General features: G+C 40.1%; 12 protein-coding genes and 4 pseudogenes. 5 read left to right on the top strand and 11 right to left on the bottom strand.

Features of this window, described 5'->3' with window-relative positions; all coding sequences use genetic code 11:
• The first annotated feature begins 3 nt into the window (after nt 1–3).
• Both ACFILH_RS03000 and ACFILH_RS03005 read left to right on the top strand, forming a co-directional pair.
• Nucleotides 4–795 (top strand): inositol monophosphatase family protein, encoded by a 792-nt coding sequence (locus ACFILH_RS03000; protein ID WP_273790481.1) that lies wholly within the window; start codon nt 4–6, stop codon nt 793–795.
• A gap of 8 nt (nt 796–803) precedes the next feature.
• A pseudogene (locus ACFILH_RS03005) lies at nt 804–1,508 on the top strand (inositol monophosphatase family protein); the annotation flags it as partial.
• A 479-nt stretch (nt 1,509–1,987) separates the two neighbouring features.
• Here ACFILH_RS03005 and ACFILH_RS03010 read toward each other — a convergent pair.
• The 3 genes and pseudogenes from ACFILH_RS03010 to rpmE all read right to left on the bottom strand — a co-directional run bounded on the left by ACFILH_RS03010 (nt 1,988) and on the right by rpmE (nt 5,387).
• Nucleotides 1,988–3,373 (bottom strand): hypothetical protein, encoded by a 1,386-nt coding sequence (locus tag ACFILH_RS03010; RefSeq protein ID WP_375667338.1) that lies wholly within the window; start codon nt 3,371–3,373, stop codon nt 1,988–1,990.
• 854 nt (nt 3,374–4,227) lie between these two features.
• Nucleotides 4,228–4,474: pseudogene (locus ACFILH_RS03015) on the bottom strand (ABC transporter); the annotation flags it as partial.
• Nucleotides 4,475–5,165: 691 nt separating this feature from the next.
• Nucleotides 5,166–5,387, bottom strand: coding sequence for a 50S ribosomal protein L31 (rpmE, locus tag ACFILH_RS03020; RefSeq protein WP_005774581.1), 222 nt, complete (start codon nt 5,385–5,387; stop codon nt 5,166–5,168).
• Between the two features lie 186 nt (nt 5,388–5,573).
• Between rpmE and ACFILH_RS03025 the strand changes: the two genes are divergently transcribed.
• Nucleotides 5,574–7,364 (top strand): ABC transporter transmembrane domain-containing protein, encoded by a 1,791-nt coding sequence (locus ACFILH_RS03025; RefSeq protein WP_375660663.1) that lies wholly within the window; start codon nt 5,574–5,576, stop codon nt 7,362–7,364.
• A 1,987-nt stretch (nt 7,365–9,351) separates the two neighbouring features.
• Here the strand turns inward: ACFILH_RS03025 and ACFILH_RS03030 are convergent.
• From ACFILH_RS03030 to tkt, 5 genes are all read right to left on the bottom strand, one after another.
• The gene (locus tag ACFILH_RS03030; protein WP_375630921.1) at nt 9,352–9,693 is read right to left on the bottom strand and encodes a hypothetical protein; all 342 of its coding nucleotides are present in this window, start codon (nt 9,691–9,693) and stop codon (nt 9,352–9,354) included.
• 756 nt (nt 9,694–10,449) lie between these two features.
• Complete coding sequence (locus ACFILH_RS03035; protein WP_375667339.1) at nt 10,450–11,481, bottom strand: class I fructose-bisphosphate aldolase; 1,032 nt, start codon at nt 11,479–11,481, stop codon at nt 10,450–10,452.
• Between the two features lie 109 nt (nt 11,482–11,590).
• A complete protein-coding gene (locus ACFILH_RS03040) occupies nt 11,591–12,784 on the bottom strand; it encodes a phosphoglycerate kinase (RefSeq protein ID WP_375630978.1) in 1,194 nt (397 codons plus the stop codon).
• 515 nt (nt 12,785–13,299) lie between these two features.
• On the bottom strand, nt 13,300–14,307 hold the full coding sequence (gene gap / locus ACFILH_RS03045; RefSeq protein WP_375611739.1) for a type I glyceraldehyde-3-phosphate dehydrogenase: 1,008 nt from the start codon (nt 14,305–14,307) through the stop codon (nt 13,300–13,302).
• Between the two features lie 203 nt (nt 14,308–14,510).
• Complete coding sequence (tkt, locus tag ACFILH_RS03050) at nt 14,511–16,517, bottom strand: transketolase (RefSeq protein WP_375667340.1); 2,007 nt, start codon at nt 16,515–16,517, stop codon at nt 14,511–14,513.
• Between the two features lie 334 nt (nt 16,518–16,851).
• Here tkt and ACFILH_RS03055 point away from each other — a divergent pair, with 334 nt between their 5' ends.
• Both ACFILH_RS03055 and ACFILH_RS03060 read left to right on the top strand, forming a co-directional pair.
• Nucleotides 16,852–17,127, top strand: coding sequence for a DUF4164 domain-containing protein (locus tag ACFILH_RS03055; RefSeq protein WP_005774573.1), 276 nt, complete (start codon nt 16,852–16,854; stop codon nt 17,125–17,127).
• 12 nt (nt 17,128–17,139) lie between these two features.
• On the top strand, nt 17,140–17,523 hold the full coding sequence (locus ACFILH_RS03060; RefSeq protein WP_273790489.1) for a cell division protein ZapA: 384 nt from the start codon (nt 17,140–17,142) through the stop codon (nt 17,521–17,523).
• 1,473 nt (nt 17,524–18,996) lie between these two features.
• Here ACFILH_RS03060 and ACFILH_RS03065 read toward each other — a convergent pair.
• From ACFILH_RS03065 to ACFILH_RS03075, 3 genes and pseudogenes are all read right to left on the bottom strand, one after another.
• Nucleotides 18,997–19,285: pseudogene (locus ACFILH_RS03065) on the bottom strand (pyruvate kinase alpha/beta domain-containing protein); the annotation flags it as partial.
• Nucleotides 19,286–19,341: 56 nt separating this feature from the next.
• A pseudogene (gene pyk / locus ACFILH_RS03070) lies at nt 19,342–20,779 on the bottom strand (pyruvate kinase).
• The gene (locus tag ACFILH_RS03075; protein WP_273790491.1) at nt 20,776–21,264 is read right to left on the bottom strand and encodes a DUF1036 domain-containing protein; all 489 of its coding nucleotides are present in this window, start codon (nt 21,262–21,264) and stop codon (nt 20,776–20,778) included. The pseudogene pyk and the gene ACFILH_RS03075 overlap by 4 nt, the downstream one beginning before the upstream one ends.
• Nucleotides 21,265–21,393 lie beyond the last annotated feature (129 nt).

Genomic DNA, 21,393 nt, shown 5'->3' on the forward strand with positions numbered 1-21,393 from the left:
AAAATGGCCCATTCTGCAGTCATGAATGTCATGGTGCAAGCTGCAATGAAAGCAGGACGCTCGTTGGTACGTGATTACGGTGAAGTGCAAAATTTGCAAGTGTCTTTGAAAGGACCAGCAGATTATGTCAGCCAAGCAGATCGCAAAGCGGAAAAAATTATTTTCAATGAATTAAGCAAAGCGCGCCCCAAATTTGGTTTTCTGATGGAAGAGTCAGAAGAAATCATTGGAGAAGATTCACAACACCGTTTTATTGTTGACCCTTTAGATGGCACCACAAATTTTCTCCATGGCATTCCTTTTTTTGCTGTTTCCATTGCCTTAGAAAGCCAAGGGAAAATCGTTGGTGGTGTCATTTACAATCCCGTGAATGATGAACTCTTCACCGCAGAACGCGGGTGTGGTGCTTTTTTCAATGACCGCCGCTGTCGCGTTTCTGCACGGCGCAGACTAGAAGATTGTGTCATTGCCACAGGCATGCCTCATTTTGGTCGCCCAAATCATGGAGCCTATCTTATTGAATTACGTAATGTGATGGCAGAGGTTGCCGGACTTCGCCGTTTTGGTGCTGCTGCGCTTGATTTAGCTTATGTTGCTGCTGGAAGAACCGATGGCTTTTGGGAAGATAACCTGCAAATTTGGGATATGGCTGCTGGAATACTGATGGTTCGTGAAGCAGGTGGTTTTGTCACCGATAAAGAAGGTGGTAGCGATATATTCCGCAAAAAAAATATCATTGCCGGCAATGAACACATTCGCCTAAAATTAGAAAAAACCCTCAAAAAAGGCATTTAAACCTCAGAAAAGATCTAGCAGATTATGTCTGCCAAGCAGATCGCAAAGCGGAAAAAATTATTTTCAATGAATTAAGCAAAGCGCGCCTCAAATTTTGTTTTCTGATGGAAGAGTCAGAAGAAATCATTGGAGAAGATTCACAACACCGTTTTATTATTGACCCTTTGAGATGGCACCACAAATTTTCTCCATGGCATTCCCTTTTTTGCTGTTTCCATTGCCTTAGAAAGCCAAGGGAAAATCGTTGGTGGTGTCATTTACAATCCCGTGAATGATGAACTCTTCACCGCAGAACGCGGGTGTGGTGCTTTTTTCAATAACCGACGCTGTCGCGTTTCTGCACGGCGTAGACTAGAAGATTGTGTCATTGCCACGGGAAATGCCTCATTTTGGTCGTCCAAATCATGGAACCTATCTTATTGAATTACGCAATATAATGATGGAAGTTGCCAAACTTCGCCGTTTTGGTGCTGCTGCTCTCGAATTTAGCTTATGTCGCCGCAGAAAAAACCGATGGTTTTTGGGGAGATAACCTGCACATTTTTGATAAAACTACCAGCATACTGATGCTTCGCAAAACCGGTGGTTTTGTCACTGATAAAGAAAGCGGTAGCGATATATTTCGCAAAAAAAATATCATTGCCGGCAATGAACACATTCGCCTAAAATTAGAAAAAACCCTCAAAAAAGGCTTAAACTTTATAGTCTTTTAAAAAGCCCCTTAAAATCAGTCCCCCTCCTTAGAATTTTATAAAATCCGAAAAAAGCAATGTAGAGAAAGGATTTTCAACTTTCTTTACAGACACAATAGAAAATGATGAATGAAACACCATCACCAATCATCAAGCCCCCATCCCCCCTAAAGATGCAATTATAGCTTAGCCAATGTTATTAAAGCTGATGTTTTTCTCAATCCCCCTGCAAACAAACTGAAAAAGGCAATAAACACAAATCCCATCATAACAAAACGCCACAAGAAGCAATTATCGTCCCCAAAGCAAGAACACAGTCTATTTACTCCTCAATATATGCTCTTTACAGTGCGCTATCCATTGATCGAAAATCTCCTCTCTCATAAAAGCTGCCGCATATGTTTAAGAGTTTTCACTCTTTTCCACCACTACATAATAGCAGAAATTTCAGAAAAACCACTGATTCAGTGGGCTGTTCTCTACCCCTTTATTCAACCGTTTTACAAATAGTTTATCAAATGCCGACGACATTTATAATAATGAAAATCTTTGTTTTCCAAAATTGCTTTCTGCATTTCACTTGCAAGCTGCTCTTTATCTTTTTCAACAGCCTCTTTCAGCGCCTTTACCTTCTCATTACCGAAGATAATTTTTAATTTTTCTTTTAATTTTTTTTCCTCAACAAGCTTCTCCCAAAAGATCAATCGGTTATCACATGTCTCATTTGCTGCTTTTATCCATTCTCTGGCTCCTAATTTGTAAGCTTCTTCAAATGTTGGATTCCCCTCAGCTATGGAAAGCTTTTTTGCTCTATTTGTGTCATTCTCTTTACAAGTATTGATTACATCTCTAACTGTGACAGAATGGCAACCATTATCAAAGGCAACATAGCCTTTTTTCACTGTTTTAATAAGCTTCTTATAGTAAATGAAAGTTTCTCTTGCCGCCTTATAATCACTGGAAATATCACACAACAACAACAACACATTCTTTTTACAATATAATAATAAAGTACACTCACCAGACCAAGATTCCGAAAGCTTTAGCATTTTCTCTATCTCTTTGTGTTCTATACTTATAGATATGTTGTCCCACAAAGTATCTGTAAATTTTTTCTTTTCATCCTCCCCTGTAAAGTTTTCCTTTTGGTGCTGTTTGCATTCAGCTGTAATCATATCATCAAGAACATATAACCACCAATGAAGTAATAACATCGTAGGTTGACTCCGTTTTTTTTTCGTAAGAGGATCTACAAACTTTTGCAGAGTTATTCCATTCTTTCTCATTAATCGCACTGCTTTTATAAAAAATTTCCTAAAATACGAGGTATCCAAGAGACTACATATTTTTTTGTAATGTTCATAAGTAAGTTTTTTTTCGAGTGCTTGTTTGTACAATAAACGCACTTCGTGCTCCCCTCGAACACAAATATCCTTTACAAATGGAAGCCGATCTCCACTGAATTTCATATCTTCCCTAGGATTTTTTATCCCCAGTACGTCTCTTTCCCATAGCCTTACTCCCTCATCCCATTGTTTCAACCATTCCTGCGATATTTTTTGAGTTTTTTTAACAAGCCTTTGTTCCCCTTGAGCAATAATATCTTGATATCCAGCGCACTCTTGCTCTTTTTGCTCAAGTTGTTTAGTTAAATGCTTGTTCTGATAAATTGCCAATGCAAGCATTAAGCTTCCCCCACAACACACTATCATTGCCAAACCGAACAAAAAATCCACTGAGTATCCCGAATACCACGACTTCCCCATCCATATGATGCAGAAAATCATAACGCCGCATCTTACACTCCCACATTTTTTCCCCCATTTCCAAATGACCTTAATTATAGCTATTATGAAAGCTATTGCCAATTTTATGTCTTCTTCCATTCTTGCTCTCTTTTATTCCCACCAATATTTAACGCAGCTCTTTTATCGATCCCTCGATATTGTATCATTGTGTGTACATCTGATTTGAAAATCACTACATATTATATTTTAATAAAAACAATACACAAAATATAGATATTTTTTCTGGTAAAATAAAACAATTTGTATTTAATTGTACTGCTCTAATGATTTATGCACTTTTAAGAAGAGCTTTATAATTCTTAAAATGCACTCCCACAATATTGGTTCAAAGTACTCAAAAGCCTAACACAGCAAAACATGGCTGCGTGCTCACCTTGTTTTATAAAATTGATAAAAAGCATCTTTCTACTCATTTATCGGCTCTTTTTTAGTAAAGCGACATCATCATACACTTTCCTAATCCCCTCAATATTACTACAGCCCCTAAAACTTGAGACGCTTCATGAAGAAGACTTATTCTTTCTTTAAGTATTTTTACTTCACGCGAGCTCTCTCTGCTTGGTATATGCAAGAGACATGGTTTTGACTAATGCAACATAATCAAATTTGAAACGAGAAATTCCATGTAAGATCTTTCATGAAAAACAATGAGTTATCATTATAAATCAACGTGACAGTGCTGTTATAAAGAGAACTCCTCGCTCATCTTAATAGTCCATAGCGATTTAACTGGATATCGTTTTATATTCTATACACAGAAGTGTCTTTATAAAAATACTTCATCTCAGGCAAAAAAAAAGAACAGCCTATTAAAAAAGAAAAACATCTCAATACTTGCCTTTCTTTTTTCCATGAGAGTTTCAAATTGATAAGCCTGTCTGAAAAGAGTGCTGTTTATGCCCTTAAAAATACTGCTCTTGTATCAAGATCACTTACTCAGATGAGAATTGCAGTTTAGCCAAATGCGCATAAACATTATTTTTTATAATGAGTTGTGTGTTCCTTCTTCCACAAAAGCGCCTTTATCCATCACGAGAATACGATCAGCTTTTAAAACTGTTGCCAAACGATGTGCAATGACCAGGATTTAGGATTTTGTATCAATCCTTCTAAGGCATTTTGCACCAACTTTTCACTGTTTGCATCTAAAGCAAATCTTGCTTCATCAAGTAGCAAAATTTTGATTTATAATAATAATTCATTGTCTTGTATGTTGAATGAGAATTCCGAATACCGTAAGATTCTCTCATTTCAAACCTGTTCCATGGTGAACCAATCAAAACCATGTCTTTTGCACGTTACAAGCGGAGAGAGCCCGCGTGAATAAAAAAACTATTAAGAAAGGACTTAAAATGCCTATAGTAAATCGTCTCAAGTGCCAAAGGCTGTAGCAACATCGACGAGTTGGCAAATATAATGATGGTTCCCGATTGCAGCAAGAGGGGTGCATTTCTTAAAATCGCCCGTGCAATACCGATGCGTTGTTTTTGCCCCCAGAAAGCATAGTACCACGTTCTTCTACTTGCGTATCCAAGCCATCTGGTAAAGCTTGAATAAATTCAAATGCATTGGCAGCTTTAGAAGCGGAAAATACTTCCTCTCCATGGATATGTTCAGTTCCAAAAAAGAAGAAAAGTTTGCAATTATTTTATTTCAAGTCTTTATACTCTAGGGAAGAAAGGATTTTTGCGTGTATTTCAAAATGATTTTTGAATTTAAAAAACGCAACCACAATGATTTATAGACCCATCTGTTTATGTCGGATGCGTTTTTGAATTAATATTTAAAGTGCACTCTTTGATAGGATAAAAAATCCATCCATTTGCAATCGTTTTGTTTAAAACCCTTGTACCCCATAAAGAGGAGGCTTTTACATGCCAATATTACCAAAACGATTTTTGAATTTAGAAAGACGACCACCACGATCTACGAGCGTTTGGGAGCCACCTGTCCATGCCGGATGCGTTCTTGGATCAATATCTAGATTAAGAGTATCGCCTTCTTTTCCCCAAGTAGAGCGCGTCGTATATTGGGTTCCATCCGTCATAACAACGGTAATTTTGTGATAGTTGGGGTGAATATTCGCTTTCATGCGTCAAACCTTTTGCGTTTATAGAGTGAAATAGCACTTGCTTGTTTTTTTAAGTGCACTTCCTTTGTCTTTTTGATACATTGATTAAAGTATTTATTCCTATAACTGAGCACGCATCAAAAAACAAGTGTTCAAGATACATCATTGTATCAAGTGTTACAAATCCAATACAGTGAGCAAAATTTTATGACATTACGTTCTCGTTCAGAAAAATCGACAAAGCCTTCCCCTAAGAAATCTTCATTCTCTTCGCTTGCAATTTTTGTTCCTTATCTTTTGCGCTATCGTTGGTTGTTTATCTTTGCTTTTCTAGCGTTATCTGTTGCTGCTCTTGTCACATTAGCTTTGCCTGTGGCTATCCGCCAAATGTTTGATCATGGGTTTTCTACTTCAAGCCATGGACATATCAATTTTTACTTTGGAATTTTGTTTATCTTAGCCTTGTTTCTCGCATTTGCTTCAGCAGCCCGTTATTACTGTGTTATCACCTTGGGAGAACGGATTGTTGCCGATTTACGGCGTGATGTGTTTGTCCATATTATGAAACTTTCTCCTGCTTTTTTTGATCGGTCACATTCAGGAGAGATTGTTTCAAGGCTTCTCACAGATACCACACAAATAAAATTAGCTGTGGGCTCTACCGCCTCTACCGCTTTACGTCAGCTGATTATCGTGATCGGAGCCGTCGTGATGATGGTGATCACCAATGCTAAATTGTCTTTGTTGGTTTTAGCGGCTATTCCTGTTGTGGCCATTCCCTTGGTAGTCTTTGGACGTAAAGTTCGCTCTCGTACCCGCGCGGCGCAAGATCGTCTTGCAGATGCCAATGCTGTTGCTACAGAGCAGGTAAGCGCTATTCGCACTGTGCAAGCTTTTACCGCTGAAAAACTCGTTACAATACGTTTTTCACAATTGATAGAACGTGCTTTTCAAACAGCACGTGCTTCTGTAATCTTGCGCTCCTTTTTTACGGGGTTTGCAATTTTTTTGGTTTTTAGCAGTGTGGTTGCTGTTTTATGGATTGGATCGCGCGATGTTTTGAATGGAACGATGACAGGAGGAACATTAGGGCAATTTGTCCTTTATGCGGTTTTTGGAGCTTCTACTTTTGCGCAATTATCGGAACTGGGAGCAGAATTAATCCAAGCAGCAGGCGCTGCTGAACGGCTTGCCGAATTGTTACAAGAGCAACCTACTATTGTAGCACCTAAAAATCCTTTATCATTAGAGCAACCTGTTCGAGGTGAACTTGTTTTTGATCAGGTTGATTTTACTTATCCTTCTAGACCACAAGAGAAGGTTTTACGCTCGCTTTCATTTTCTGTAAAAGCAGGCGAAACGGTTGCTTTTGTTGGGGCTTCTGGAGCAGGAAAAAGCAGCATTTTTTCTTTGATCCTTCGTTTTTATGATCCGACAAATGGAACAATTCGGTTGGATGGCATGGAAATTAATCGCCTTTCTTTACAAGATTTACGCAGTGCAATTTCCTATGTTCCACAAGATGTCGCCATTTTTGATGGAACATTGCGTGATAATATTATTTTTGGAACTGAAACTACCCATGAAGAGGAAATCCTTGCTGCCGCTAAAGCGGCTAATGCACTTGAATTTATTCAAGCTTTACCAGATGGCTTGGATACGCAAGTAGGAGAACGTGGTACCATGCTTTCTGGGGGTCAAAAACAACGCATTGGTATTGCACGGGCAATTTTAAGAAATGCACCCCTGTTACTACTTGACGAAGCAACATCTGCTTTAGATGCAAACAGTGAAAAGTTGGTGCAAGACGCTTTAGAAGGATTGATGCAAAATCGAACAACATTGGTCATTGCGCATCGTTTGGCAACAATTTTAAAAGCTGATCGTATTCTTGTGATGGATAAAGGCGCCCTTGTGGAAGAAGGAACCCATGCCGAACTTGTGGCAAAAAATGGCGTTTATGCTTACCTCGCAAAACTCCAATTTTCGCCTGAGTAAGTGATCTTGATACAAGAGCAGTATCTTTAAGGGCATAAACAGCACTCTTTTCAGACAGGCTTATCAATTTAAATCTCTCATGGAAAAAAGAAAAGCAAGCATTGAGATGTTTTTCTTTTTTAACGGGTGGTTCTTTTTTATGCGCAAGATGGAGCATTTTATAAAGACACTTCTGTGTACAGAATGTAAAATGTTACCAAGTTAATCTCTATGGGCTATTAAGATGTGCAAGGAGTTCTCTTCATAACAGCACTGTCACGTTGATTTATAAGGATAATTCATTGTTTTTCATGAAAGATCATGAATACCATAGGATTTTCTCATGTCAAACCCTCATAGTGAGTCAAACAAAATCTCTTGGCTTGCTCATCACAAGCAGAGTTGGTGTGTGGAGTAAAACGGTACAAGAAAGAGGTAAAATACCTCCCTTGCCCCTTTACGTTCTAAGGGCTGTCAAAATATTGGGGCGCTGGCAAAAAGTATAATAGGTGCTCGCTTTCTTGAAGCCTTTATGCGGCTCATTTGATAGGCTCTAGGGACACAAGCTCTATCCTAAAGACTGACCACACTCTTTAAAAAACTGAATATTAAAATTTTTTCATGCCCTCTCTCACCGCTCTAAACAATAGTGTTTACCGAAAATCATGACAAATTGTAACTCACAAATACGCTTCTCTCTATTGCAAGAGTATCCTTTTATGCTCTTTCAAAAACACGAACACTTTTTGAATATTGTTTGCAGATCCGTCTTATTGAAAAAGAGCAAAGACTTTTTTAGCACTTTTGGGCTTCTTATAACTTTTGTATGAGCGCGTATAAGCAACAGCTTTTATAATAAACTGGCTTTTGGCAAAATTGTAAAATTTTATCAAATTTATTGTTTTTAAATATCACCACGACTACTGTTCTGCTCTTGCAGACACGCAACCTCAAAACACTTTCTCTTTGCTCACAAATCGTCTCTCCAGCTCTCTCTTTCAGGCATAGCCCATAAAAATAAGGATAGAGTACTTCGATTGAACACCATCTTCTCACACCACCACCAACGCCATCATTTATATTTACAGCTCTCAACTTTATAGCCACCCCCTGTCGTGCTTTAAGAAGGCATTTTAACGATGATAAGAACATGTACAAAGAGGATATATCTTTAGGGTATTTATGTTTTAAAGCTTGCACGAAATCGTAATTTTTTTGTATAGCGAGTCAAGCATATGCAGAACTGACACCCTAACCATTTCAAACCATTCAGCTGTTTCAGGAACAGATAAGCCAAGTTCTACGATTATATCTTCAACCACGAATTCACCGAAGTACGGAGGATTTTCATCATTTTTTAGCGCTCCCTCTTCAGTGATCCTCTAGATAATTAACTTCATTCAGCATCTATACCAGCAAAGCGAAATATTACGTGCTAATTTTCCTTTACATTCATTAGCCAAGCCCCCTCAAAATGACCTTTTAATAAATAGAGCTAAAAGGATAAGTCTTCAAAACCATTTGGTGAGATAGCTATATCAAGAGCACCTAAAATACGCCTTAGTTTCTAAGAATAGGCGATTTTCCCCCTTTTATTGTATCAGTCTTGTAGAACTTTAAACCCTTTATCTTCAAATCAAAAAATCATAATTGGATTATATTGCATAAAGATGCTTTTTCTCATTTTTCCATTTAACACACGATAAGTTACCATTTAGGCACGATGAGAAGCTTGCCCTTTATATCATGATTTCAGAACCGCATGAGAAGAATAAAAGATGATGTGGCTTAATAAGAGAGTTTGTTCATAAACCGTTTTTCTGTCTTAAGGTCAAGGATGCCGTTAGGCGCAACTTGTAAAGGGTTGCCTTGAGGCTTAAGGACCAAAGCTTGTTAGCCCCTTCATTAAAAGCGGGTCTGATGTCATTATTTTGGAGAGCGATTATTAAGAATTTGAGAGGCAGACAGCCTCTCATTTTGATTTGTATGCAAACGAATTGCACCCTATTTATTCAGGGAGAATAAGAACATACCCAGGAGGTGCTAAACGGAATAAGAGAGCGTCGTAACCCCACGCAGCAGACAGGCAGCAAATAGAAGAAACGCCTTCAGCAATTGCCATGAGTAATGCGAACGATATACCGGCTTCATCTGCTGTTGCGTCACGGCGTTCTAAGTAGTATCCGACAAAAAAGAAAAAGCACCCTATTCCACTCACCGACCCAAAAACTTTTAATGCGGTATGAACCGGTCCACGTATGCTGAGCAAGATAATAAAAATTATGAAAGTAAATACTGTAAAGATCCCTTCGAATACCCCACGCACCATATTGCACAATTTTCGCATCATAATTGCAGAAAAGCTCTGTTCTGCGTATCGATTTTTTCTTTTGATGCTTGTATTCTTAGAAGATATGCTGTTATTTTTAGAAGATATACCGTCCACAACTCCCCCCGTTTTAAGCCAAGATGCTATGAAGTTAGTTATCTTTAATTATATCATCAAAAAATACAAGAAAAATTTATCCATTTTAACGAAAAAATAGGTGTTTTATTGAGGTACAAATCTATTTTCTTTCGCAAGAGTTATTCAATTCGTTCGCCAATAGAAAAACTACCCCCATTGAAGAGGAAGCTATCCTGACGCAGAAAAGCTTCATAAGCTGTATTCCAATCCACTCATACATCAAAACTCTCTAATCTACCCGCTTAATCCACCTTTAAAACTGCAATCAAATAAATTCTGCTGATGACAAGTAATGATAACATGAAAAAGAAAAAATATCACAATATCAAACTCTTCAATACAGTATGAGCTTTCTGATTTTCACTCAAAAAGCAAGTGCCCACCCATGAACGACACCATACTAAAGTGCTGTGCATTCACAAATTTCCTAGCATTATCTCCCCTTCTCGAAATTGCACCTCTCCCGCAATCTTATCTCTCGATAGCACCCATTAAAGACTTTTAAAAGGTCCAAGGAAAAAACTCTCTGAGAAAGCTTTCAAGTCTAAAACGCCCCCGCCATTTTTATCATGATGAGGGCACAAAAAATCACGCAGAAACATGCAAAATCTCTCCGCATTTAAAAACAGGGCTTGTGCTTCAATCGCACGCTTTTTCTTGTTCTTTTGTCCATTGTCCCAAAGCCGCAAGATGGTTCATCCGAGCCCGATGACGAAATGCCTTCTGTGCAACAGCAATATTTTCATCTTTTCCCGCCCATGCTTTTAAGGCAGCTGCTTGCAGTGCTCGTCCATAGGAAAAGGTCAATTTCCAAGGCAATACGCCCAAAGAATTCATAGCAGATAAATGCGCCGTTGCTTCCTGATCAGACTGCCCTCCAGAAAGAAAAGCAATTCCGGGAACAGCGGCAGGAACAGTCTGTTTAAGCACTTGGACAGTCTTTTCAGCAACTTCTTCAACAGAAGCCTTGCGAGCATCCTTTCCATCAATCACCATATTGGGCTTTAAAATCATCCCCTCCAAAAGAACACGAGCTTCAAACAATTCTTTAAAGACAGCCTGCAAAACAGTGCGTGTCACCTCAAAGCAGCGTGTAATTGAATGCCCACACGATGATCCATCCATCAACACTTCCGGCTCAACAATGGGCACAATATTGAACTCCTGACATAAGGCAGCATAGCGTGCAAGAGCTTGTGCATTTTGTCTTATGGCGCCTCTTGTTGGCAAAGTGTGTTCATCAATAGCAATTACCGCACGCCATTTAGCAAAACGTGCTCCCAAAGCATAATAATCTTTTAGCCGCTCACGAAGACCATCCAACCCTTCGGTAATTGTTTCTTGGGGAAAAGCAGCCAAGGGTTTTGCACCGGTATCAACTTTAATCCCTGGCAAAGCGCCTGAATCCAGAATAAGATCCGTCAACATTTTCCCAGTTGATGCTTTTTGCCGAATGGTTTCATCAAATAAAATAACCCCAGAGATGGCGTTTTCCATCGCTTCTTTTGTACTAAAAAGCATTTCACGATAAGCACGGCGCTTATCTTCATTGGATTCAACACCAATGCTTTCAAAACGCTTTCCAATGGTCGCCGTACTTTCATCTGCCGCCAAAATACCTTTACCTGCATGCACCAAAGCAAGTGCAATATCTTCAAGCCGTTCATTCATAAAAAATTCCTCTTTATTTTGTCTTAATTTCTAAAAATGCGCAACACTATCAAAAAACACTCTACACGACTGTATAGTTTTTCTTTAACCTTCCCTTCAAAGAAGCCCTTTAAGCCTGCATGAGGGCAAGAATACCAGGAAGAGTCTTTCCTTCCATCCATTCCAAAAAAGCTCCTCCAGCAGTTGAGAGATAAGTAAAATCATTGGCAACACCGGCATGATTAAGGGCAAAAACCGTATCGCCCCCTCCCGCAATTGAAACCAACTTTCCCGTCAAACTACGTTCTGCTGCATGGCGTGCAACGGCAATGGTTCCCTTATCAAAGGGAGACATCTCAAAAACACCAAGGGGTCCATTCCACACAAGAGTAGCAGCTTCATCTATCGCAGCATTGATATGCGCAATAGAGCGCGTCCCAATATCCAATATCATGCCATCTTGTGGAATATCTTCAATGTCATAAAGACGATGCGGTGCATCTTTTTCAAAACGAAATCCAACGACAGCATCCTGAGGGAGCAGAAGCGTACAGTGACACTCTTGCGCTTTTTTAATGATTTTTTTTATCGTTTCCATCAATGCATGTTCACACAGTGATTTTCCTACATGGATACCTTGTGCAGCTAAAAAACTGTTAGCCATCCCCCCACCAATAATTAAGGAGTCAACTTTTTCCACCAAATGATTGAGCACAAAAAGCTTACTAGAAACCTTTGCTCCTCCCACAAGGGCAACCACAGGACGTGCTGGATTGCCAAGTCCTTTTTCTAATGCCTGCAATTCACCTTGCAAAGAGCGTCCTGCATAAGAAGGCAACAAATGCGTTATTCCCTCCACCGAAGCATGGGCACGATGAGAAACTGAAAAAGCATCATTAACATAGAGATCTCCATTATGAGCCAAAGCTTCTGCAAAAGAACAATCATTCTTTTCTTCACCAGCATAAAAACGAACATTTTCAAGCAGTAAAACACCACCATTTTGTAATGACTCAACTGCAACCTGCACCGCCGAACCGATACAGTCCGGAGCAAAAGCAACCGGCTGATTAATGATCTTTTCCAGCACTTGCACAACAGGACGGAGTGAAAACTCTTGCTCTACCTTTCCTTTGGGGCGACCACAATGAGAAAGCAGAATAAGTTTAGCACCACACTTTTGTAGCTCAATGAGTGTCTCTTTATGCCGTACAAGACGCGTCTCGTCACAAACTTTGCCCTGTGCCATAGGAACATTAAAATCTACGCGCACCAGAACACGTTTGCCCAAAACATCAACATCATCAAGTGTACGAAACCCCATCACTGCTTCCTCTTCACTTTCCATTGTTTCAAATAAAAACGCATCCAACAACCCTGCCCACTTTTCTTTCCACTTATCCCCCTCTTTGCTTTTACAAGAGATCCACGACAGCCTATCTCTCACCCTTTGCTTAATAAAAATCCAAAGCTTTTATCGTCAAATGTACAAAAGCCCACCATTGCTCTTAATCTTCATATTCCATTGTGGCAAACAAATGCATTGGCTCAACTTGATCTCCATTAAAGCTTCCTTTTACTTCTAGGAAAAAGAGTTTACATCTCCTGTTTTCTAACGTTTTCTCAAAAGGTATCTCGTTCAGATCTTACTTTTTAAAAGTTTACTCTTTCATGCATCTTTTAAAAGCACGTATTGACACAGTATTAAAACAAAACACATCATCAATTTTTCAATAGCCTCTTCTCTCTAGCGCATGAGAACAACAGCCTCTATCTGTTTTTCTCAAAATTGCACAAAAATGAGACTTTTCCCTATAAAAAGAGGACCCTGAGGTCCTCTTATATTGTCTTAGCAAAAGCCACTGCCGTATCACTCATACGGTTAGAAAAGCCCCATTCATTATCATACCAAACCAGAACGCGACAGAGCTTACCATCAATCACTTTGGTTTGATCATTGTGGAAAATAGCTGAATGAGGATTATGATTAAAATCACAACTCACGAGTTTCTCTTCTGTAGTGTCCAAAACGCCCTTCAAAGAACCCTGTGCAGCAGTAGCAATAGCTGTATTAATTTCTTCGATTGTTGTGGAACGCTTAGCGATAAATGTCAAATCAACCACAGAAACATTAGGGGTCGGAACACGAATCGATACACCATCAAGCAATCCCTTTAATTCTGGCAAGACCAATCCCACAGCTTTTGCCGCTCCTGTTGAGGTAGGAATCATAGAAAGAGCTGCCGCACGTGCACGATAAAGGTCCCGATGCATTGTATCCAATACAGGTTGATCACCCGTATAAGAATGGATTGTTGTCATAAAGCCCTTTTCAATGCCGACCGTATTGTGTAAAACTTGTGCAACAGGCGCCAAACAATTGGTTGTACAAGAAGCATTTGAAACAACGCGATGCTCGCTGCTTAAAGATTGATGATTAACCCCATAGACGACCGTAAGATCTGCTCCTTCAGAAGGCGCAGAAATAAGAACACGCTTTGCCCCCGCATCTAAATGAGCACTTGCTTTATCACGCGCAGTAAAAATACCCGTACATTCCAAAGCAATATCGATATCCAAATCTTTCCAAGGCAATTGAGCAGGATCACGCTCTGCGCATACCTTTATTAAACCACCTCCCACATCAATAGCATCCCCTACCACCTTAACGATCCCAGGAAAACGCCCATGAACTGAATCATAGCGTAATAAATGGGCATTTGTTTCCACCGATCCCAAATCATTAATTGCAACCACTTCAACATCTTGTCGTCCACTTTCCACAAGTGCACGTAAAATATTGCGACCAATACGACCAAACCCATTAATTGCAACACGAACTGTCATTTCACATGTTTCCTCATCAATTTTTAAAAGCACAACATTTAAAACACAATAAATGGGTATTTCACCAATCCAAAATCATTAATTCCCACAATGTCAATATCTTGATCACTCACTCACTTATCCACAATAATGCACAAGATCATCCACAATACTGCACAAAATATGATGCCCTACAATCACCCCATTCATGACAACATAAGCTGTCACTTTGTCTTTTCCTCTTTAATCTTTTCCAGCTCTTTTTCAACGGTGGCAACAACATTTTCCCAAGTAATACCAAAATGCGCATAAAGGGCATCAATTGTTCCACTTGCCCCAAAGCCCTCCATACCAATAAACACACCACCACAGCCAATAAAACGGTCCCATCCTTGGGCGACAGCAGCTTCAATGGCAATTTTAATCGGTGCATCTCCAATGAGAGCACGCTGATAGGAGAGAGATTGTTGAGAAAAAAGTTCAAAACAAGGCACAGAAACCACACGCGTTGGGATGCCTTTTTCTTCTAACACCGCATGTGCCTCCACTGCAATTTGCAATTCTGAACCAGAAGCAAACAGCGTCACTTGTGCATCATCGCTAGCTGTTAGGAATTCATAAGCACCAAGCATACAGAGATTTTCTTCTTCATACTCTTGACGCAAAAGCGGTAGATTTTGTCGACTTAAAGCCAAGGTAGAAGGCGTCCCGCGTGCTTTCAAAGCCAATTGCCAACACTCGACTGTCTCCATAGCATCGGCAGGACGGAACACAAAATGATTAGGCATTGCACGCAGGCAAGCCAAATGCTCCACGGGTTGATGGGTCGGACCATCCTCACCAAGACCAATAGAATCATGAGTCATGACATAAATCACCCGCAACCCCATGAGAGAAGACAAACGCATAGCAGGACGCATATAGTCAGAAAAGCATAAAAAGGTTCCCCCATAAGGAATAAAGCCGCCATAAAGGGCAAGACCATTCATCACAGCTCCCATTGCATGTTCGCGAATTCCATAATGCAGATAGCGCCCTGAAAAATCTTCAGCAGAGATACTTTTCATCTGGCTACTTTTTGTATTATTAGATCCGGTTAGATCAGCCGAACCACCAATAGTCTCAACAACGACCTCATTGATCACTTCAAGAGCCATTTCCGAAGCTTTACGCGTAGCAACAACGGGGCGCTCTTCAACCAATTTCTGTTTATAAGTATCAATAGCGCCATCAAATCCGCCCACGAGATCGCCCCGCATCAATCTTTCAAACTCCACACGCTCTGAGATAGGAAGATCAGCAAATTTTTCTTCCCACTTTTGCCGCCTTTTAGCAGCATTAAGCCCTGCCAAGCGCCAATTATCGAGAATATCGGCTGGAATAACGAAAGGCTCAGCATCCCACCCTAAAGCGATACGGGTTTCAGCGATTTCTCGTGCGCCCAAAGGGGCTCCATGAACTTTATTGGTCCCCGCTTTATTCGGCGCTCCAAAACCAATTGTTGTTTTACAAGCGATCAAAGTTGGTTTATCGGAATTTTGTGCCGCCTCAATAGCCCGCGCAATTGCTGCTTGATCATGCCCATTGACTTTATGTGTCTCCCAACCAGAAGCTTTAAAACGCGCAATCTGATCTGTACTATCAGCAAGGGAAATCTCTCCATCGATAGAAATATTATTATCGTCCCACAACACAATAAGCTTATTGAGTTTCAAATGACCGGCAAGGGAAAGTGCTTCTTGAGATATCCCTTCCATAAGGCATCCATCGCCCACCAACGCATAGGTGTAATGGTTGATAAGATCACCAAAACGGGCATTTTGCAAACGCTCTCCAAGAGCCATCCCCACGGCATTCGCCAACCCTTGTCCGAGAGGACCAGTCGTTGTTTCGATTCCCGCCACATGCCCATATTCTGGATGCCCAGCAAGCTTTGCTCCTAATTGACGAAAATTTTTGAGATCTTCAATGCCAATATCTTCATAACCAGAAAGATACAAGAGAGCATAAAGCAACATAGACCCATGTCCTGCTGATAACACAAAACGATCACGGTTAGGCCAGCGAGGTTTTTTGGGGTCATGAGCAAGGAATCTTGTATAAAGAACCGTAGCAATATCGGCGGCTCCCATTGGCAAGCCTGGATGACCAGAATTTGCTTTTTCAATCGCATCAATAGCAAGAAAACGGATAGCATTGGCCATCTGATTCTGTTGGTGGGTGTTTGTCATGAATAATCGACCATTTCGTTAAATACGTTATTCTGTTGCTTTTTCCGTATTCTCTTAAAATTCTCAAGAAATACTATTTTCTAACCATTAGCGTGAGACTTTTTGCCACCACTTCAATAACATTAATAACATTCCCCTCACGCGTCCTGTATATCCATGTCATTTATGCCAATACGCGCAAAAAATCCAGCTTTTAATTTATATCTATCCCCTGCTTTGCTTGCTAAAATATCTTACATACTTAAAAATAAAATGCACACAACACAAGAGTGAAAGTGATTCGTTTTTGCATAACACATTGATAAAGGATACAATTACCCAAAGGATAAAAGCAATGAACCAAGAGACTACAGTTCTACAAGATGCTTTAGAGCACCTAGAAAAGGCACTTAGAACTTTAGAGATCACCATAATAAACCGTAATGCCGTTATTGATAAAAATAACGAATGGGAAGAAGAAATCCAACGAATGAATGCTGACCGCAGCCATCTTGCCCAAGCGCTTGACAAAGCTGAAGCCCAAATTGAACGCTTAGAGTCCGTAAACAAAGAAGTTTCCAAACGTCTTATTAAAGCAATGGAAACAATTCGTGTTGTCATTGATAGATAAAGGTTTGAATGTATGGAAACTGTTTCCGTTACCATTGATGGTAAAATTTATCGCATGGCTTGTGACAAAGGACAAGAACGTCGTCTTATTGCGCTTGCTGCTCAATTAGATCAATATATCACACATTTAAAGAACAATTTTGGTGAAATTGGCGACCATCGTTTATCGGTTATGGCTGGCATAATGATTATCGATGAAATGGAAGAAATAAAACGAGAAAATAAAAAATTACAAGAAGACTACAATGCTCTTTTACGACTCCACAACGAAAGAGACCGCACCATGGGGAAAATTATGCGTGACACCACACAACGCATTGAAAATCTCACCAACCAATTGCTCAAAGATGATCAAAACCACACAAACATTCAAGAACAAGAACAGGAAGATTTCTAAAAAGTACATCAGCGCATAATAAACCAGAGACTTGACTTGTCCGCCACATCTCACAGGATAAAAATTCTTAAACCCACACCAGTCTGTAAACAGTCTGGTTTCTTATAGGAAGGATTCCAGCTACTCACAACTTATGGGATTAACTTAAACCTCAACAAGAAAGCCCTACCCTGAATATTTCACCTCCGCACAAACGCTTCCTATATCAAGGAGGCTGCCTTATATCACCACATTTCAAATGAGATGTCTTTTAACAGCGCAATAAGATAACAAAACCAACATCATTGTAAAAAATCATATAAATGACAACAGCAACAAACAAATAAAGCACCCTTCGAAAAAAAGAACTATATTCATGTTCCCTATGAATGCATGTCCAAAATCCTTGCCCCTAGATAATATCAAGCAGATTCAATATATTAAAAAAATAACCTTATCTATTATACCGTAAAACACCGCTATTTGATAATATAAGCACCATGGAGTCTTTGCACCTAGAATGTCCATCCGATGAAACCCACCGAAAAGAACCGTATCATTTATAAACCAGCGTGAATTAAGTATTTTCATCCTTTAGAGCAGGAAAAAAGTCAAAACCGAAGAGTATGTTAATCTCATACAACCTCAAACATCATAAACAACAATAATAGCTCTTGAAAACATCCTCTACCGCTATTTTTATCCTTATAACAAATAATCCATATTCCTCTCCCCACCCCCCAAAATCTCCAAGCTTAATAAAAGAGCAAGTCGGCACCATCATTATAACCAGCCCTCAATATTGCGACAGCCCCCTTGGCTCTTAAAACGGTTCATAAGAATTATGCCTTTCTTGTACAATTTTTACCCACATGTCCCACCCGCTTGTGACGTACAAGCAAAGAGTTATAATTAACAAAACATAAATAAATTGAAGAGAATTTTACGGAATTCGGGGTTCTAATTCAAGTTTAATAACGATAAATTATCATTATAAATCAATATGTTGCAAATGATCAGACAAAGCATATTTTAAAAACACATTCACCCATCACTTTTTCTCATAACATACCAGTACGATTTTTTAGGCACATAATTTTAATTTTATTCAATTCTGTCTGCAAAAGTTTAAAATGAGAACAATTTCAAGGCTCTCATTCAAAAAGAAAAAGAATAAATTCTCATTATCAATGAACATCTCGCTCGTATAAACTCAATAAAGCAATCCCCAATATGCCTTAATGAAATAAAAGGGGGGCTCCCATTAAATGCCCTACCGTAAAAGCAGCTTCCTCAGAACTAAAACAAAATCAACAGACAACATCACCGCATCTGCTCCCATCCCCAAACTGGACAACCTAATGCAACACCTTTCTATCTTACGATAAGAGATAAAAGAATAATGGGTTCTATGGAGGCATTCACAAGAGGCGCGCACCCGTTGTTTTTAAAGCCTGTTCAAAGGCGCATGAAAAAACACCATGCGTAAACGGCTCAAATCCCTTTCGTTCCATCTTGAGAGACAGAAGCAATACGCAAGAGATTTGTCGCACCGGGCGTTCCAAGGGGGAACCCCAGCTGTCACAAGGAAGCGATCTCCCCCTTTGCAAAAACCTTCCTGAAATGCAATAGCTGCTGCACGATCAACCATATCCTCTAAACTCCGTGCATCTTGCGTGACCACACAATGAAGCCCCCAAACTAAAGCCAAACGCCGTGCTGTTTCCACAATGGGCGATAAAGCAATAATCGGTCTATTAGGGCGTTCACGAGAGGCGCGCACCCGTTGTTTTTAAAGCCTGTTCAAAGGCGCATGAAAAAACACCATGCGTAAACGGCTCAAATCCCTTTCGTTCCATCTTGAGAGACAGAAGCAATACGCAAGAGATTTGTCGCACCGGGCGTTCCAAGGGGGAACCCCAGCTGTCACAAGGAAGCGATCTCCTCCTTTGCAAAAGCCTTCCTGAAATGCAATAGCTGCTGCACGATCAACCATATCCTCTAAACTCCGTGCATCTTGCGTAACCACACAATGAAGCCCCCAAACTAAAGCCAAACGCCGTGCTGTTTCCACAATGGGCGATAAAGCAATAATCGGTCTATTAGGGCGTTCACGAGAGGCGCGCACCCCCGTTGTTCCTGAAGCCGTATAGGCAACGATAGCGGATAGAGCAAGTGTTTCAGCAATCTGACGTGCAGCAAGAGAAATCGCATCCGTTCCTGTTGATTCTGGTGCTGGATGTTGTGCTCCAACCTGAGCGGCATAAGTGTGATCCTGTTCGATTTGCCGCGCGATTCGGTCCATCATAAGCACAGCTTCTTCAGGATAGCGACCAGAAGCAGATTCAGCAGACAACATCACCGCATCTGTTCCTGCATAAACTGCTGTAGCAACATCCGACACTTCTGCGCGTGTGGGAACAGGAGATGTAATCATTGATTCGAGCATTTGTGTTGCCACCACAACAGGCTTTCCTGCTAAACGACAAGCTTTTATGAGCTCCATCTGAAGTGCAGGGACCTTTTCCAAGGGCATTTCCACTCCAAGATCACCCCGTGCAATCATAATACCATCGGATACCTCAATAATTTTCTCTATATGCTCCAAGGCTTGAGGTTTTTCGATTTTAGCCATCAAAGACACCTTGCTTTTCGTCAACTGACGCACCGCTATAATATCTTCTGGACGTTGAATAAAAGAAAGAGCAACCCAATCAACAGGCTGCTGTAAAAGAGCCTGAAGATCCTCCTTATCTTTTGACGTCATCGAATCAAAAGGCAAAATTGTATCGGGAAAACTGACACCTTTTCGATCAGAAATACGGGTTCCAGCAACCACGCGACACTGTACAGAATGACCATCACAAACTTGCGCACGCAGTTCCACCCTTCCATCATCAATCAACAACCGATCCCCTGGTTTAACAGCCGAAAATACATCCTCATGAGGGAAAAAAACACGCTGTGCATCACCAAGAACATCGCGATTATCTAATGTAAAGCTTTGCCCAACACGCAAATCTTCTTGCCCCTTAGCAAAACGCCCCACACGCAGTTTTGGCCCCTGAAGATCCACTAAAATACCAATGGGGCGTCGAACTGTTTTTTCAACTTCTCGTATAGACTTGACCAAATCACCCAGCATATCACGATCAGTATGGCTCATATTAAGACGAAAAACGTCTGCCCCTGCCCTAAAAAGCTTCTCAATCATCAAACGAGAAAAAGAAGAAGGACCAAGAGTCGCAATAATTTTTACTTTACGTGCACGTTTCACGGTGGAGAATTTCCTGAAAGAGAAGGTATAACTGAATTGTTTAACAAAGACTCATCCGTCAACTGTACCATCCAACTGGTTTGATTTCCGGTATCGATCTCTTTAAATTCAGCCTTTTGATATCCTCGAGGGAAACAATCATGAACCCCTTGAATGGTAAATTGGCTATCTTGTACACACATGGTCACAGAGCCTGCCCAGTTCCCTTTTTTTTGTGCTCCTTCCGCATAAAAATAATAAAACCGTGAAGCAAGAGGCCCCTCAATTAAAGTTTTACATTCCGTCACTGGTACCGTCCACCAGCCTTCGCTCACCCACCCTGAAAATGTACGATATCCAAGAGCAACCCCTACAGACTGTTGGGTTGTATTACAAACTCTAAAGTCAGCTTTTGCAAAAACAACGAGGGGAAACAAGAGCAAAATACTCAAGAGAAAAACTTTTAATCCTTTCTGAAACACCCAATATCGTTTTTTTAAAATCACAAAACTTCCTCTATAATGTCAAATTCTCAAAACAAATTACACATTTCTTTTTTAAAAGCTTTTCAAGTCTAAAACGTATATTTTCATATTTTTCTTTTTATAGCCCTTTTATCAATGCATATATCTTAA

The organism is Bartonella sp. CL435QHHD (genome assembly GCF_042195095.1).
Taxonomy (GTDB): Bacteria; Pseudomonadota; Alphaproteobacteria; order Rhizobiales; family Rhizobiaceae; genus Bartonella.